This is a genomic window from Pseudoalteromonas luteoviolacea, from assembly GCF_001750165.1.
GTDB lineage: Bacteria > Pseudomonadota > Gammaproteobacteria > Enterobacterales > Alteromonadaceae > Pseudoalteromonas > Pseudoalteromonas luteoviolacea_G.
Map to the genome: position 1 here is coordinate 1,543,371 of NZ_CP015411.1, position 16,798 is coordinate 1,560,168.

General features: G+C 38.7%; 9 protein-coding genes and 1 pseudogene. 6 read left to right on the top strand and 4 right to left on the bottom strand.

From position 1 onward, the window contains the following. Positions 1-813: 813 nt before the first annotated feature. The 4 genes from S4054249_RS06750 to S4054249_RS06765 all read left to right on the top strand — a co-directional run bounded on the left by S4054249_RS06750 (position 814) and on the right by S4054249_RS06765 (position 6,665). On the top strand, positions 814-1,149 hold the full coding sequence (locus S4054249_RS06750) for a hypothetical protein (RefSeq protein WP_046358258.1): 336 nt from the start codon (positions 814-816) through the stop codon (positions 1,147-1,149). A 226-nt stretch (positions 1,150-1,375) separates the two neighbouring features. Beyond that, entirely contained in the window at positions 1,376-4,492 is a 3,117-nt protein-coding gene (locus S4054249_RS06755; protein ID WP_046358259.1) for a hypothetical protein, read from the top strand. Positions 4,493-4,540: 48 nt separating this feature from the next. Next, entirely contained in the window at positions 4,541-5,365 is an 825-nt protein-coding gene (locus S4054249_RS06760) for a hypothetical protein (protein ID WP_046358260.1), read from the top strand. Positions 5,366-5,669: 304 nt separating this feature from the next. Beyond that, a complete protein-coding gene (locus S4054249_RS06765; protein ID WP_187301385.1) occupies positions 5,670-6,665 on the top strand; it encodes a transposase in 996 nt (331 codons plus the stop codon). 210 nt (positions 6,666-6,875) lie between these two features. Here the strand turns inward: S4054249_RS06765 and S4054249_RS06770 are convergent. Both S4054249_RS06770 and S4054249_RS06775 read right to left on the bottom strand, forming a co-directional pair. After that, positions 6,876-7,706: pseudogene (locus S4054249_RS06770) on the bottom strand (IS4 family transposase); the annotation flags it as partial. A 135-nt stretch (positions 7,707-7,841) separates the two neighbouring features. Beyond that, positions 7,842-8,021: a hypothetical protein gene (locus S4054249_RS06775; protein WP_046358118.1), complete on the bottom strand. Its 180-nt coding sequence runs from the start codon at positions 8,019-8,021 to the stop codon at positions 7,842-7,844. Positions 8,022-8,393: 372 nt separating this feature from the next. Here S4054249_RS06775 and S4054249_RS06780 point away from each other — a divergent pair, with 372 nt between their 5' ends. Together S4054249_RS06780 and S4054249_RS06785 are read left to right on the top strand one after the other, a co-directional pair. Then, positions 8,394-12,449: a hybrid sensor histidine kinase/response regulator transcription factor gene (locus S4054249_RS06780; RefSeq protein WP_046358119.1), complete on the top strand. Its 4,056-nt coding sequence runs from the start codon at positions 8,394-8,396 to the stop codon at positions 12,447-12,449. 892 nt (positions 12,450-13,341) lie between these two features. Further along, positions 13,342-14,541, top strand: a complete 1,200-nt coding sequence (locus S4054249_RS06785; RefSeq protein WP_046358120.1) for a DUF642 domain-containing protein — start codon at positions 13,342-13,344, stop codon at positions 14,539-14,541. Positions 14,542-15,011: 470 nt separating this feature from the next. Here S4054249_RS06785 and S4054249_RS06790 read toward each other — a convergent pair whose 3' ends face one another. Both S4054249_RS06790 and S4054249_RS06795 read right to left on the bottom strand, forming a co-directional pair. Further along, positions 15,012-15,908: a hypothetical protein gene (locus tag S4054249_RS06790; RefSeq protein ID WP_046358121.1), complete on the bottom strand. Its 897-nt coding sequence runs from the start codon at positions 15,906-15,908 to the stop codon at positions 15,012-15,014. A 352-nt stretch (positions 15,909-16,260) separates the two neighbouring features. Next, positions 16,261-16,791 carry a hypothetical protein gene (locus S4054249_RS06795; protein WP_046358122.1) on the bottom strand — a complete coding sequence of 177 codons (531 nt, stop codon included), beginning with the start codon at positions 16,789-16,791 and terminating at the stop codon, positions 16,261-16,263. Positions 16,792-16,798: the final 7 nt, after the last annotated feature.

Below are 16,798 nucleotides of genomic sequence, written 5' to 3' on the forward strand. Positions count from 1 at the left end.
GTGATGGTCGTACTTTTCAATCTAGACTCTTCTTGTTCGACCAAATGAAAATATTCCTAAGTTATGTTTATTGCTACCATAAGGTGGAGTTTGGTTGCTTTGCCTAACAATAAAGCTCTCTGTTTTGAAATATATTGCTGTGATTTGAACTTCGCTTAAAAAGGAAAAAATGCCTGTCCAAAATAGAAAAAAAGTGCCTGTCCAAAATAACTGGTATGACCCCGAATTTATCATGGTTTTTTAGCTTTCCAAATTCTTTGTTTTTGTAGATTGATTTTCTTTTCCTATTTTCATGACTTTCAATAAACTTTTTTAACTTTACGAATGGTTGTTTTTATTTGGATTAAAATATAATGAACGTTTATAATGTTAGGTTATATGGACTTTCATTTTACCCGCCAAAAAAGGCTTATAACACATCCACTAAAGCGTCCGAAGCTGTATCTCAGGCAGCGTTGTCTTTGGGGTATCACCAAAATCTCTTCATATGAACACGTATTTTGACTATTTACGTTGCATCGCTTAACAATATTGATTTGGTCGAAGCTGGTTATGTCGAAAGAATACCCTAATTTTCGGTGTCATGATATTTAACCAGTGTTTTTAAATCTTATCTTGTCTGATTTTTGGTTGTAGTAAGCGCTTGCTTTTATAAAGGTCGATCTAAAACTGGCGTAGCAGAATGAAATGTTAAGTTAAATTTTACGTTTCAAATTTTAAACAAAAATTATACAAATTTATCTTTTATCCAAACGTAAATGAGGTTAATATTTAACCATATGAAAATAATCATTAACAAGCTAGGGAGTTAGTATGTTCCGTGATGTAAGTTTGGCGACCGGTTATCTGGCATTTTCGGTGTTGTTTTTTACTGGTACTAGGTTATATATTTTTACATCTACAGATGTGTTAGCGAGGGTAGATATATGGCAAATTTTTGGTGCGCAAATATCCTATGTATTTATCATAGCTATAAGCTATTACATGATTAAAAAGTCACATTTCAAAGCTGTGAACTTAGCTTTATCAATAATTGCAATCATTATTTCAATTCTTTTCGTTCCTTACTTAGGTTTCATGATTTTATTTCTTATGTTCTTAGTGAAACTATTAGGAAATAAACGTAGCGGAGCCAAATTAACTCAGTGATTTAAAAAAGCATATACGTTGACGGTGTTTTTAGCTTATTTCTTATGAATAAATAAAATAGCCACTGTTAAATAATTCAAATTTATTAATTTATTTATACTTTGTCATTTCTGACGAAGCGGGACCTTTTTGTCTTAATTTGGAGGTGAAGATTAAAAAATAAACACATTTTTTTAATTTTTTTTGGGCAAGGATTAGTTGCCTGATTTTATTTAAGGATCAAAAAATGAATTTTAAATTTAAAGGTGTAAAGCCGTTTGTGAGGGCGCTTTCACTGCTTACAATACTTACAGCTTCTGGAGCATCTGCTGCTTCACAAATAGTTGATGAGCAAGCTCATCAATTTGCAAATGGAGAACTAGAGCCGTTTAGAGCAATAGACTCAGGTCAGTTGCCGAATTCAGTGCATATAGTTCCTCTTGATTTAAAGTCTAACTCAAGATTGTACCTTCATTCTGATTCATCGCATCAGATGCTTGATATTCGAAACGAAAGCGTACAGTCCACTGATGCAACTTTGTGTGCTCAAGGTTGTCCGACTGCAACTAGTGCAAGTGTTTTCTTGGACGAAATGCTGAGCCAGTATGAGACTTATCCATATTACTACGGAGCGATTAAGGGTCCATCAATGGTTGCTAAGGATAAGTCAGGTAACCCATTTGAATTGGCGTCTTTATATGCTGCCGTGATAGCAAACAATGCTCTGGTGCATGACTGGAGATATGTATTTGGTCGTGTTCAAGTGTCGGGTGAGCAATTGAAGAAGTTTGTTGGTGTTGATAACGCGATGGAAGCCGCACATATCTTACATACTTCAGGTTATCAGGTATCAGGGTCTGTAGACTCAACTGGTAAATTGGTCATTGCACAGTTTAACCACGTGTGGTTAAAAGTGAAAGAAACATCATCATCAGCCTGGGTGAGTGTCGATCCCTCTTTTAAAGCGCATACTATTCCAAATAAGTTTAACTTAAATGCGTTGGCTGGGGTAAATCCGTCCAGTTTACTGAATGGGTTAAGCGATAGCGGTGCGCTTAACAACCCCAATGGGATTATGATACCAGACATTCAGATAGCTGAAGAGTTTTCTGAGTCTTCTCAAGATATGATCGCAAATTACCTGAGTGCGAATCGGTTATTAAGCTACGAAGATGTTGTTCAGCAAAGAAAGCCAGTAAAAGATATGTACAATGGCTTTGGTCATGCTCTCCCATACCAACAAGTTGGCTCTGCGAGCGAGTCACAATCTTTCAGCACAAATCATAAGCACCGCATCAAAGTAACGGTCGCAGGGATCAACCATACAGTAGACTTACGCGATGTAATTGGAAGCCGATTAACCTTGAGTTATGAAGGTGCCACTACCACCGACAAGAATAAGATTACAGCAAATGGTGGTGTACTTGGTCTGCTATATAAAGAAGTCAAACTTGTACCAGTATTAAAGTCAAATGGTACTGTATTAGCCAGAGGTTCTGCGGCTAGTCTAGGTGAATATCAACAAGTTACAGTAACATTTTTTAATGGTTCAAAGAACGATGGTTCGGCTACTCACTATATTACGGTTGGTGGTATTCATGCTATTGCATTAGACCCGCAGCATATTAGTGATACGTATTTTGAAGAGCAGCTGGCAGTCTTAGAAAATGCTTCACAGTTGTACCGAAACGATGCAATGGATGAAAGATACTCTGGTCAGCTAATGCATATTTTGGGTTTGTCATATTACAAGCAATTAGATAATGCGATTAACAATGTCAGCTCTGGCTCTGGTGCCATGATTTACCATAAAGTGTCTGAGGCGTTGATGTCAATTGACTTGACGGCAAAGCGTCAGCCTAATGGTCAATACCGTATGGCAGTTGGTAGCAGGGGTATTGATGCTCCAAGAAATGTGTATAGCATATTCTCATATAAGGAAAGTGAGCGTGTTGATAGAGCAGCAGTGCTGTTTGCAACTGGTATTGCGGCATCGGGTTTAGAGCACGCGGTATTTGAGAAAACACTTGGTTGGCCATCTAACTCAACCATGTCGATTTTACGGTTTGCAGCGCAGCATGAAGTGCCAATTTACGTCGTAAAAGCAAGTAATGTTGATGCGGCACTTGCTGAAATCAACATGCCCGCAAATATTGAAACCAGTATGCGCAATGCTGTAAACAGTGGTCGAATAGTTATCACTCCGAAGGAGCAGATGCTAATTGGTGAGTGGAACGGTGTTGGTTACATTGTATTAGACCCTAATACAGGTGCGGCTGGTTATTTAATCAATGGCGGTAATGCAGGTGGTAAACAGGCATTTGAGCCTATGGACTTACAGCAAACGAATGATACCTGGTTTACCGATGTGGTTAATATTGGTGAGGCAGTACTTAATGGCGTATTGATGGGGGAGTTTGGCACAAAAACCTGGGATGATCCGTTGCTACAGAGTGTAAATGATGGCTCTGCTTTTGTCGCGGATTTATTTTTTGTTGGTGATGTTAGAAATTTAGGGATTACTACCTTTGACCTTGTGTTTAATGATGGCAGTTTCTCTGATGTTGCTCTTGCTGGTGTTGGCTTTATTCCGTTATTTGATATTGGTAAAGCGGGATACAAAGTGGCTGATAGTTACTTTGATGTGGCGAATCTAAGTCAATATAAAAATGCCTTTGAACAGGTGATGCCAAATGCAGATGTAACCTTAGCTCAGTTAAACAAAAACAGTAATATCAGTGCTGCAGGTTTACAGACGCTACATGGTGGTTGGAATTCAGTTGTCACCAAAGCCAGTCGAAATGATATGGGCTTTACCAATGTTGCCTTACAAGATGGTCATGGCTTTGTGAAGAGCCTAGGCTTAGACCCTAATAATTTAACAAAAGCAAACAAAGGGCTGGTTGGTGAAAGCGCATCAGAAATGTATGCTCGTTCACAGGGACTTTCTTGTGTTTTCTGTGGTGGAAATCCATCGGCAAACGGTCTGGATAACATTTTCAAAGACACCAATGGCAACTATATAATCGACGAAACTAAATTTGTATCGGGAAGCGGCAATGCAGGGCTGTCAGGTTTAAGTACATCAACAGGAAACCGCCAGCTGACGAATGCTTATTTGTTTGGTAATGGAACATCGGTTGGAGGGGCTCTAGGGCGCACGTCTGGATTAAGCAATGTTGAGAAGCAGAAAATTTTTGTTGCTTTTCAACAAGGAAAGGTAAAAACTCGGTACACTGTCGTGAAGGACAGACATGTCGGCGCAGGGGTTACACAAGGTTTAACGACTCACCCTGAGTTAGGTGTTGGAGGCTCTTCACAAATTGATGAAATTGTTATTATAGAACTGCCAATAAAAAATTAATCTTAAATATGAGGGCCGTTGGCCCTCCTTTAATGATGTGAGAAATAAATGAAAGGTTTATCACACGAGACACAATTGGAACTTGAGTATCGATTAGGCTCAAATGAAGGGATGATAAATATTTTGGTGCCTGAAGATGCGATTGCTGAGCGCAAAGCTTGGTCTTATGGCGCGTTAGCGGGTAGTTACTTTGGCAGAGGTGTGTTGTTACAACTTCTTGGTCAAAACGCCAAAGCCGAAGAAGCATTCAGCCAGGTGATTGCGAATTCTAAAAACTCGGTGGGGGCCAACTTATTTGAGCAAGATCACTCTCATCAGTACGCACTTTTCATATTCGCACTTTTGGTTGGGGATTATGAACAGGCTAATGAATCAGCATATGTGATATCTAAACTGGGGGTCACAAGTTCTAGGCTGCAGGCGCCTTCAGAGGTATATGTTGCTTTTGTAGAACTTTGGCTTAAGAATGCTGACAGTGTAAAAGCATTAATACCTAGCTTAGAGAAAATTGAAAATAAAAAGAATGAAAAATATATAAAGTCGGGCTTTGTTAATGCGTTAAAAGGAGTTTTAGATGGTAATTTATCACTTGTAGTTGATGGTATCCAGAATATGCTGGCAGCCCATAAACATGAAGCGAAGTATTTAAAAGAAGCGCTAGATCATAATCACTTTATATGTATACCTGCGTTGTTGCTCAGCATAGTGGCGATCAGATATGGTATGGATATTAAAAAAGCAGTTGAAGGATCTGAAGTGGTTCTAAAAACCAAAATGGAATCGCCACTTGACAGGCCTGAGATACCAGAAAAAACTAAGTTTGAAGTACCTGTTGATCTTATTCCTGATTATATTATTGAAAAATGGTATTAGCTCCCTGTTAAGGGCGAAACTTCCTGAACATTGACGAGCGAAGCTACACCATCATGTATATGATGAGACAGTGCGGTAAGTCGGATTGTTTTTGAGTAAATTCATAATTTCTGTTTGATGGCGGTGCTGCGCGCCTTGTGCCGACCTACATCCAAGAGGAGAACAATAAAAAACAATAAAGGACAAACAATAAAGGACGAGAACAATAAAGCGAGAACAATAAAGGACAGGCACAAATTCTTTGCATAAACTGCGTTACTTAACTACTGTTTAAATATCCAGTTAAAAGTTGAGTTGAATAGGAATGACAAGAGCACGGAACGCACTGATAGATTTGTCGTCGACATCTTATTATCACTTGATAGCGCGGTGTGTACGCCGTGCTTTTTTGTGTGGACAAGATGCGTATACAGGTAAAAACTTTGACCATAGACGGACATGGTTAGTAGAGCGAATGAAGCTGCTGAGCAGTGTATTTGCCATTGATATAGCGGCTTATGCCATCATGAGTAATCACTATCATTTGGTGGTTAAAGTGAATAGACAGCAAGCACTTAGTTGGTCAGATAATGAGGTGATAGCTAGGTGGTACAAGTTATACAAAGGTAGTCCAGTCATTGATAGACAACTAAACGGTGACGCTCTCAGTGAAGCGGAGCAATTGCTTGTATCTGAGTTAGTAGAAAAGTGGCGTTCTCGGCTGTATGACATTAGCTGGTTCATGAAAAACCTCAATGAGTTCATTGCAAGAGAAGCAAACAAGGAAGATGACTGCACGGGTAAATACTGGGAAGGGCGATATAAATCACAAGCCTTGTTAGATGAAACGGCATTGCTCAGCTGTATGGCTTATGTAGACTTAAACCCAATTCGAGCAAAGGTGGCAAATAATCTAGAGGATAGTGATTTCACCTCGATTCAAGAGCGTATAAAGCACCTTCAAAATGCCAAAGCAAAGGCAAAAAAATCAAACCAAAACAACAAAACCAGTCACCAAACCAAACAACCTAATTCACTAAAACCATTTGGCGCAAGAGAGCATGAAAACACATTACCCTTCTCATTGTTGGATTACCTTGAGCTAGTTGACTGGACGGGTCGTCATGTTCACCGCAAAAAGAGGGGATACATACCAAAGAATATACCCAATATTCTAGTATCACTTAGAATTGAAGAAACGGTATGGTTGGATAGGGCACTGAGTTTTGGAAGTGACTACGGTAACTTTGCAGGTTCGCAGACTGTATTAAGAGCACATGCCGCTAAAAATGACATGAATTGGTATAAGGGGGTTGGTTAGTAAAAAATAGTTTTAGTCGTACTTTTCAATCTAAACTCCTCTTGTTCGATCAAATGAAAATATTCCTAAGTTATGTTTATTGCTACCATAAGTTGGGCTTTGGCCGATTTGCCCATCAATCAATCCCATTGTTTTGAAATATATTGCTGTGATTTGATTTCCACTAAAAAAGGAAAAATAAAAGTGCCTGTCCAGAATAATATTTTCTCGCCTTGTCAATAATCTCACGGTTATAGAGTCGGGTAAGTCAGGGCGCTTCTTCTTAGCCTGCGGCGTCGTTGTCAAACGAACCCGCTTATCTTGCTTCCCTAAGCTATCAATCACTTCATACTGGGTCCCTTTCTTGAGGGGGAGCAGCCAATGCGTGTTACTCCCTTTTTGCTCCCATTCATGTAGCAAGCCAAGTGAATAAAACCCCTTATCGAATAGCGTCAAGCTGTTATTTGGAATATGGTTAATGAGCCTGCTCGCTAGGTTCATCTCGTTTTCACTTACACTATCAAAGGCACTCCCCAGAATGAGATGACTGCTTAACTCCATTAAGCAGACCATTCTGACTTGCGGATAACCAGCATAACTGGCTTTATTGGCCGTTCGAGCAAAGGCCGAACTGTTTGCTGCGCTATCAGGCGTTCGCCAAACTACACCATCAACACCGTAAATATTAAGTCCATTCCAATGTGGATGCTCCGCACGGTCATGCCAAGTTTGGGCTGTACGGTAAAAAACATCTTGTACTACATTGCTACCTAGCTTTTTTCTAGCTTGAGTGACGGCACTTCGAGCGACATAGTCCACGTCTTGAGGCAAGACGATGTCTAATTTATTAATTAGCTGACGAACGGACTCAGTTCGGAACAAGGACATACCAATGACTGCCCAAATCATGGCATCCATTGGGAGCTTGCGTTTACGCAATGTTGCTACACCATTGGAATCTAAACAGGCTTGTATAATCTCTGGCTCTAAAACATCAGCCAAGCTTTTAAATTCAGTGAGACGAGAGATAGATGTACGTGCAAGTGCTTCTGACAATTCCATTAAAAAATCCGATACCAGTAAACTGATATCGGATTTTGAAGCCTTGAAAAGATCAGTCAACTGATCATTAAAATATTTCTTAACTGATCGGCATTAGGGCCTAAGCCCAGCTTTTAATAGGTAAGAGTATAATTTCTAATAGCAAGTGTATGTACAAATAGTTATGTCACGAGAATCGCAACCACAGCTTAATACGCTTAGGTGAGAGTTTGCGCCAGGTCCTGCGCCGCCACCTATTTTAGGTGTCTGTGTATTTTGAATTGGAGCATTGCTAGAAAGAGATTTAATTGCTTTTTTATTTATTTTAAGTTTCATAATAATACCTTGTTTATTGAGTTTTTAGTTATTTCTACGTCATAAAGGTTATTAATGGCCTTTAATTTGTAGGCTGTGTTGGTCAGTGTTTAACTTGAAGTAGTGACCTATAATTTATTCAGAAATAAAAATTTAAGCCGTATTTGAATTTCCATTTTTATTTAAGAGGGGTTTTTCTTTCGCTCTCTTTTTGACATGTTTTAAAGTTATCTGATACAGGGTTTTTGTGTTATTAATATTAGGACTATCACTCACAAAATTGAGACTTTGATATTTATTAACATTTAAATCATTAACTTATAGAGTTTGGTTTTTTTGACTTTATTTGCTAGTTTTAGCGGTGAGGCTTTGTCTAAGTATAATAAGAATAAAATGAAAATAATAATCCAAGTATGGCTTTTTTACCTATTTTTCTTACCAATGGTGTCTGCTGCTTTGCAGTTGACTCCTCCTGCATTCACTCACATAACAAGTCAAAAGTTTAGTGACGTGAAAAAGGTATTATCCGGGCCATTAGGCTTTAAGTGGTTAGCAACTGACACCGGTGTGTTTCGCTTTGATGGTTTCGAATTCATACATTACTCTGTTGAGGCTGATTCGACAGAGGATGTGATAGACATAGTGTTTGATGACTTTGGTACACTGTGGGTAGCTACGTATGGAAAAGGACTCCTTTACCTCGATAAGTACTCAAAAAGATTGATAAAAGCAGATGTTGTTAATGAAGAAACTCACAATGCACATATATTAAAGCTTTATATTGATAGTAAAGGTGCTCTGTGGGTTGGGCACTTAGATGGTATTTCTAAATATACTATTTTTAACTCAAAAAAATTAACATCAATAGATCCTTCATTTCAAATCGCAGAAGAAGCAACAGTCTGGGATATATATGAGGATAGTCAAAATCAATTATGGATTGCGACCTTAAAGCAAGGTGTTTTCCTGCATGAGCTGGATTCATTAAAAACGCAGCAAATTACCAAAGAGAACACGCCCAGTTTAGCAGATAACATTGTTCGTAGTATTTTTGAATCTAAAGATGGGCTGATATGGATTGGGACAGATAATGGACTGACAGTCTATAACCCCCAACTGGATAAATATAAAAGCTATTGGTCAGAAAAAAATAATGAGCGGACTTTGTCTACAAACGCAATAAATGAAATCTATCAAGATAGCTTGGGTAGGGTTTGGGTTGGTACCTATGGTGCTGGATTAAATTTGTATCATAAAAAATCGGATGATTTTCAGCGAGTTGATGGAAATAATAAACATGATTTCTTTGCTAAAGTAGTTAATTTTATAGGTACGGATGAACAGGGAAGCCTTTGGATTGGGTCTGATGCAGGGCTGTTTCAATCAACTGCAACGGCTTCTGTGTTCAACCATCAGGTTTGGGATACAGAAAGCCAGTCTCTTACACGTACAATGTTTCAAGACCGCAGCGATAAGCTTTGGTATGGCACAGAGCAAGGAGTGATTGTACAAGATGCTAAGTTGAATACTGCGAGACTTGTGTCAACTGAGATTTGGGATGCGCTGTCGTTTTATGAAGATGAAGAGGGACATATCTGGATAACGACATTAAAGCAAGGTTTGTACAAGATTAATGATAAAGGTGACATTTTAGCACATTTCAATGTAAGTAACAGTGATATACCATCTAACACAATCACCAAATTAGTTGTTGATAAAAAAGATAAAAATAAGCTTTGGTTAGGTCTACTCAGTGGGCAGAAAAAAAATAATGGACTGGTTAGTCTTGATTTAAAGACAACCGAGTTTAAGCAATATGCGCCTGAACGATTTGTGGTAGATATTGCTAAAATCGATAATAACACGTTGATGGTTGCTAGCCGCACTTTGGAGCCTGCATTTTTCGACTTAGACACAGAGCAGTTTATTTCGACTGACTATAGCGGTGAAGTAAAACCGTTCATTGACAAGCTTTATGTTGATAGGAAAAACAGGATATGGGGAGGAACATATAATAGTGGCTTATGGCTGTTGGATAACAATACCTTAAAATGGAGTAAAGTAGAAAAAGTAAAGATTAATCATATTTTTGGGGTGACAGAAGATGCAGATGGTACGCTTTGGGTGATAGGCGGTCCGGACTTGGTTGCATACCACCCTGACAGTCAGACAGTGCTCAAATTTGATTCACTTGATGGATTAAAAACGGAAGGGTATACAGATAAAGGGGCAGTTACGGTTGAAATTGACAATCAGGAACGTATTTATCTCACTGCACATAATGGCATTTCTTATTTCAGTCCAAGCGTATTAAAAACACATATTGAATCTATTGTTCAGCCTAGACCTATATTTACTGAACTTAGAATTGCCAATCAAGTGAACCATTCTGTTCAAACTCGTGAGGATCAAAAACAGCTCCCGTTTGAAGAGTCTCAATACTTAGAGCTCACACATCGAGATTATTTGTTTTCAATCCGATTTAGCGGGCTAGATTTTAATAAACCAGAAACTCAGCAATTTGAGTATAAACTAGAAGGTCTTGATACTGATTGGTTAACAGCTAGCTCAGAGAGTCGGGTTGCAACGTACAGTACGCTACCTGAGGGCAGTTACATGTTAAGAGTCAAGCGAGCCAACTCAATGGAAGAACGTACACTCGATATAAAAGTGCTGCCACCCCCTTGGCGAACTTGGCCTGCTTACGGAATTTACCTTTGTATAGTTATTTGCCTCGTTTGGATCATCGTATTCTTAAAACAAAGAGCGCTTAAGTTAAAAGCAAACGAGTTATCTAAAGCTGTTAATTTAAAGACGTTGCAGCTCAAAGAAGCCAATGAAAAATTGGCGCAAAAGCATCATGTGATAGAGTCTTTATTAAAAGAAAAAAACAATATGTTTACGCAAATCTCTCATGAACTTAGAACGCCATTAACTTTAATACTAAGCCCGATAGAGCAGCTATTGGGGCAGGTACAACAATCTAAGCATGTTGCAATCTTAGCGGTTGCAAAACGCAATACTTTGATCTTAAAAAACCTCGTAGATCAATTACTACAGCTTGTTAAGTTAGAATCTAAGCCACAACATACATTTTCTGTATATGATGTAGAGAAAAGCTTAAACGCCATTATTGCATCTTATACACCTACACTTACAGATCGTGGTATGACTTTATCTTGTTCGAGTATGAACGGGGTCTATTTACGTTTGGTGTCTGACAGTTTAGAAATCTGTGTAAGTAATTTACTCTCTAATGCAGTTAAGTTTTCCTCAGAGGGAAGTGAGGTTCGAGTGAGCTTTCAAAAAAGTGAAGCGTTTTTTGTACTCACAATTTCAGATGATGGAATGGGGATAGATGCGCGTGATCAAGCGGTTATATTTGACAAGTTTCATCGTTTACCACCGCCTGAAAATGCAGAGCTAGTTAGTGGCTCCGGTATTGGTTTATCGATAGTGCAAGAACTCATGCTCGCAAACCAAGGGCGGGTTAAAGTGCAAAGCACACTAGGTAAAGGAAGTCAGTTTTCACTGTTGTTCCCTGTCGAATGTGAAGTAGCCAGCGAATGCTTTAGTGAAGCACATAAACCAAGCGTGCCAGCGCAAGTAAATACTCCTTTACTGACACCTGACATGTTCAATGAGTTTCACACAGTGCCTTATTCATACCAAGAAGGAAAATTGAGTGTATTAATTGTTGAAGACAACACAGAGTTAAGAGGGTTTTTACAACAGCTCTTAGAGCCATCATATAATTGCTTGACTGCGAGTGATGGACTTGAAGGCATTGAAAAATCGACAGATTCGATCCCTGACCTGATCATTACTGACATTATGATGCCTAAGTTAAACGGATATGAATTGACTCAAACGTTGAGGAGGAACCAACTTACTTGTCATATCCCGATCATAATGTTGACTGCGAAGAGTGACAGTGAAAGCAGGCTTGAGGGATGGAAATATCAAGCTGACGAGTATATTGGTAAGCCGTTTGATAATCATGAACTGATACTGAGGGTGGAGAACTTAATCTCTATCCGAAAAATGCTGCGTCAAAGTTTAGGTAGAGACCTGGGTGTAGCCAGACCTGTGCTGGGTGCTGAAAATGATATGATGAAGCTTGACCACGAATTTATTTTGAGGTTTGAGAAAATCATTGAGGAGCATTATCAAGATGAGGCATTTAGCCGGACTATAGCTGCTTCTGAGATGCATATCAGTGAACGGCAACTAAACAGAAAATTAGCGCATCTTTTGGATCATAATTTCTCAGAATATTTAAGAAAATATCGCTTAAGACAATCGTTGGGCTTTATTAACTCTGGGTTACAGATAGCGCAGATTGCTGAAGAGGTTGGGTTTTCTTCTCCAAGTTACTTTAGTCATTGTTTTAAAGCAGAATTTGGAAAGACCATATCTCAGTATAGGAAAAGTCCAAAACAAGAGTGATCTAACTAAAGACAATGAGTTAACCTAGTTGTAGGCAAACTAATCTACTTTGAATCCCCCTTTTCAGTGGTTTGTATACGAGTTGGTCAACTCATTTCGAACCGCTGATAAACGTTACAAAAGCTGCATACACCTTATATAGTGTAATGGTCATGTAAAGTTTTGATGGTCAATGCTATTTTGCTGATGAGTAAACTTCTAAAGCCATAGAGGATTAGTGAAAGTCTGTCCTATGAAATAAAAATAAATTAATTTAAATCATATCAGGCCACCGACAAACCACTTTGTATTTATCTAATATTAAGCAGTTTTAAATTGCTATATCTTTAGTTTGGCCTTGGCACGAGTCTGGGCCGCCAGCTTTCCATCAATCAGATACTCTTTCAAAGGCGCAAGCTAATTCATTAAGACTGGGTAATGACGAAGAATACCGCTATTCGAAGCACTTGATCCTATCATTTTTTGTGTTTCGTAAGTGTCAACTTAGACCCAAATACAGGGATTTGTTTAAAGTTCGAGCTGGTGGAATTTTATTCTAGTGATCGCAGTGTGTATTTTAAAAAGCTTGTTTTAACTCGTATGAATTGGTGAGTAAATATCGTGGAAAAATCGGGTTTTGAGTTTTTAGCCGAAGGGAGGGCGTTTGCGCTTAAAATATAATGTAACATATTGATATTTATAATACTTACCAGATAAATAAGCAATCTTTCAGTTTAGGCATCATTTGTGCAGTTCTAATCATTGTGAAATTCAGATCACGAACCTTCATGAGAGTGAAAAGCGAAATTTGGCAATAATAGAATTTTAATCTTTGATTTAACTCTATGAATATAAGTGATAAATTTTTTTTGAACGTGCTGCGAGCACGACTAAGACTTGGAGTGATACCTATATGAAATTATCTCTTTTTGCAATGTCTACGCTTTTTGCTTCGCAAATTGCAAATGCCGAAAATTTAGTCACAAACGGATCTTTTGAAGAAGATGCCGTAAATTCAAAGTGGACACTACTTGATTCTGTGACAGGGTGGCAAAGCGAAGGTGCACGGTTTGAAATTCAAACATCGCGCCTTGGTATTATTACTGCCGCAGATGGCAACCAATATATTGAGCTAGATTCGACGGCTAATCACAGTGTGTTTCAAACTTTGGCAACCGAGGTTGGAAAAACATACGAAGTATCGTTCTACTATTCACCACGTGTTACAGGGAACAATCGGACAAACAAAGTTGATGTAAAGTGGAATGGCACAACGGTGTTAAATTTAAACGCAACACGAAGAGGTTGGCAATCTTTTACATTGTCTGTTGAGGCGGTCTCCAGCAGTTCGGAAATCCGTTTTACAGGATCTGGCACGAACGATAGCTTAGGGGGCTTTATTGACAATGTAGCCGTAACAGAAAAAAGAGCTTGCCACACGGGCATTTTTGGCATTAATAATTATGGCTCAGCTCAAACGGGTTATGTCTATAAGTTTGATTTACAGACAAACACGTTTAGTGTCGTGGCCGGCGCTCAAAATACGGCATCAAACATTGCTAGTCACAATGGTAAGCTTTATTTCATGGAGCAGCTGGATAAAGGCACTAAAGCTTCAAAACTTTGGTCACTGGATTTAGAAACGGGTGTGCAAGTTGCTGAGGCAGATGCTAAATCTTGGCCAATTTATCGTTCTGCAGTCACAGCAAGTGGCCAATCTTTGCGCGCCACCAGTAAAACTTATATGTATGACTACAACTTGCAAACTGGCGAAAAAACTGTGTTAGGTAAAATGCGTTACTCAGGTGATTCTTTCTCTCACGGTGACATCGCGTATTCTGCTGATAACAACACATTATATGTGTTAACTGGTAAGTCTTTATATTCAATAGATGAGAGTTCAATGGAGTTAACCTTGATTGGGCATCACGGCATCAATTGGGCGTCTGGTTTAGCAATTTCTGACAGTGGCACATTGTACGTTTCAGGAAGGGTTTCAGGTGAAAACGCGAAAATTTACACAGTTAACGCTCAAACCGCGGTTTCGACATATGTTATGGACGCGCCAGAGCATATTAATGATTTAACTTTTGTCGATAATTACTGTAATTAAGTTTTGTTTATATAAATAGCCAGGGAAGGCTATTAAAGCTTGCTGTTATGAGCCAACGTAAAGCCCTTTTTGAGTGTATTTTGTAAAGACATTAATTTGACTACACCTAACCTAACTGATCCAGACCGTGCATTATGTTTTGGATGCCAAAAATAATTTTGTTCACACCACTGATAAATGTAAATTATGAGGTACTGTACGATTACATTGAACTGCCTAATAGTAAAGTCAGTACAAGAAAGTTGAAGTCAACACTGACCAAGTGATAGAGAGCGACTGTAAATACATGTTTCGTTATTAAGCCTTGTCGTTCTAAATGGGCAAGGCTGGTCGCTAAAGGTTTTAAATTACTTAATTTTAGATAAAGTAAAAAGCGCATTGAGCATTTTACTAGTGCGCTTTTAGAAAGGCATACATTTAACGTCGCTAGCAAATAGAAAGCGAGTACTTTCGAAAAGCGCACAAATGCATTAGTAACAATCTATTTCGATAGAGTTCCAAGGGTTTGGGCTGCCATCTACATATTTATTGCAGATACCTTTTGCAAATAAGTTCTCTAAGTGAAACCCAAAGCTGGTAAAATCAACAAGGTTGCCGAAGAAAGGGAATTTACCGTAAAAATGTAACTCCATTAGCATATGAGCTAGGTTGTAATTTGTTTGCTCTGCAATAAATTTTTGGTCGATTTCTTGTAAATTGATGATTTGAAAATCTGGGAATCCTGGCACGACAACATGTAAGTATTCTTCGTCGTATTTACCATCAAAAAACTTTACCATTTGCATCATTTCAGAAGCCGATAGCTGCGTCATGGCCAGTTTATAATCGGTCACAACTAAGACTTCTTGTGTGAGATTACGGTTGACGATAATTTTTCCGGGTAATATATCATGAAGAGCACGCATGACAGCTTGTTCGTCATCATTGACGTTTTGAGCCAGTGCATAATCTGGAAACCTGGAGTTTGTAAAACGTTCATAGGACTCTTTTACCATCCCGATAAAGAATGTAACAGTCTGTTGTCGAGCGATTATATGTGCTTGTTCTTCAGTTACTTTTCTTGACATTAGTAGTGTGGCTTTTTTACCAGAATAGTAACTAACTAGGCTTTGAGTTACAGAATAGACGGCAGTGTTTGACGCGTTTTTAGGATTGCCTCCTTGATGGATTTTTGTGCCATCCGCATAGTCAAATATTGTACTTAAATCAAAGCGTCCGTTTTCTTCATTTTCACGCGTACGTGAATTCCACTGAAAAAGGTCATGCGATGCTAGACCCATTACGCCAATATCTGCCACTCGTATAGGTTGCTTTGCAAATGCAGGCACAGTGAATAGCAAGAGTAATAACACATAGATTAATTTCATTTTAGTAATTATCCTTTTTGGAAATGAGAATCGTTATTATATTGCGGTTGGTGCTGAATGTAATGTATTTTTGTGAATTTAATGTGAAATGTGTGTTTTTGTTGTTTCAGTGGTCGAGTGTCGGAACGAATATTAAAAATACTTGTTGAAAATAAAAGTAGGGCCTAATGAGAATTGAATCAGTAAATTAGAGCTGATGATATTTAGCGCTTTTTCATTCAAACATTTACTTTTTAGAGTTAGAGAATTAGATGATGTCGATTTAATATCAAATTTCTAGACGTTGTTGGGATTCAAAGCACATTGTGAGAATAAAAAAAGGAGCATGTTTATCATGCTCCCGTAGTCTTTATTAGTTGATGTTCCAGACTTGCTGCTCTTGGCTTGCATCTAACTCCCAGTTGTATACCAGAGGCTCTTTTGTTGTGCTGTAGAACCAAATTTCTGCTTTAAGTTTCTGATCTGCGTGAGGTAACTGTATTTGTGTTGTAAACCCGTTACTGTCAAGCGGTGCTCTCAAAAAACAGTTACTTGTGTTGGTAATGCTCTCACCTTGCTTGCAAATGTTGACGAACGCTCGCTCACTAACCAGATTTTGACCAAATGACACCTCTACAGCGACATTACTTCTAAAATCAAAAGTGACATCTACATCCATACTTTCCATTCCTTCCCCTTGTGGTTGAGCCGCTGCTGTGTCGTCTGTATCAGTATTATCTTGTTGCGCCGTGGCAGGCGTGCTCGTGCTCGTTGCCGCTGGAGCTGCCGCTGGGCTGTTGCTCGAAGTGGTTGGGGTTGGGTTGCTTTGCCCTTCAGAGCCACCAGAACCGCCGCCACATGCTGTAAGTACTAATGTCATTAGAGTGATAATTAACTTGTTCATGGTCTGC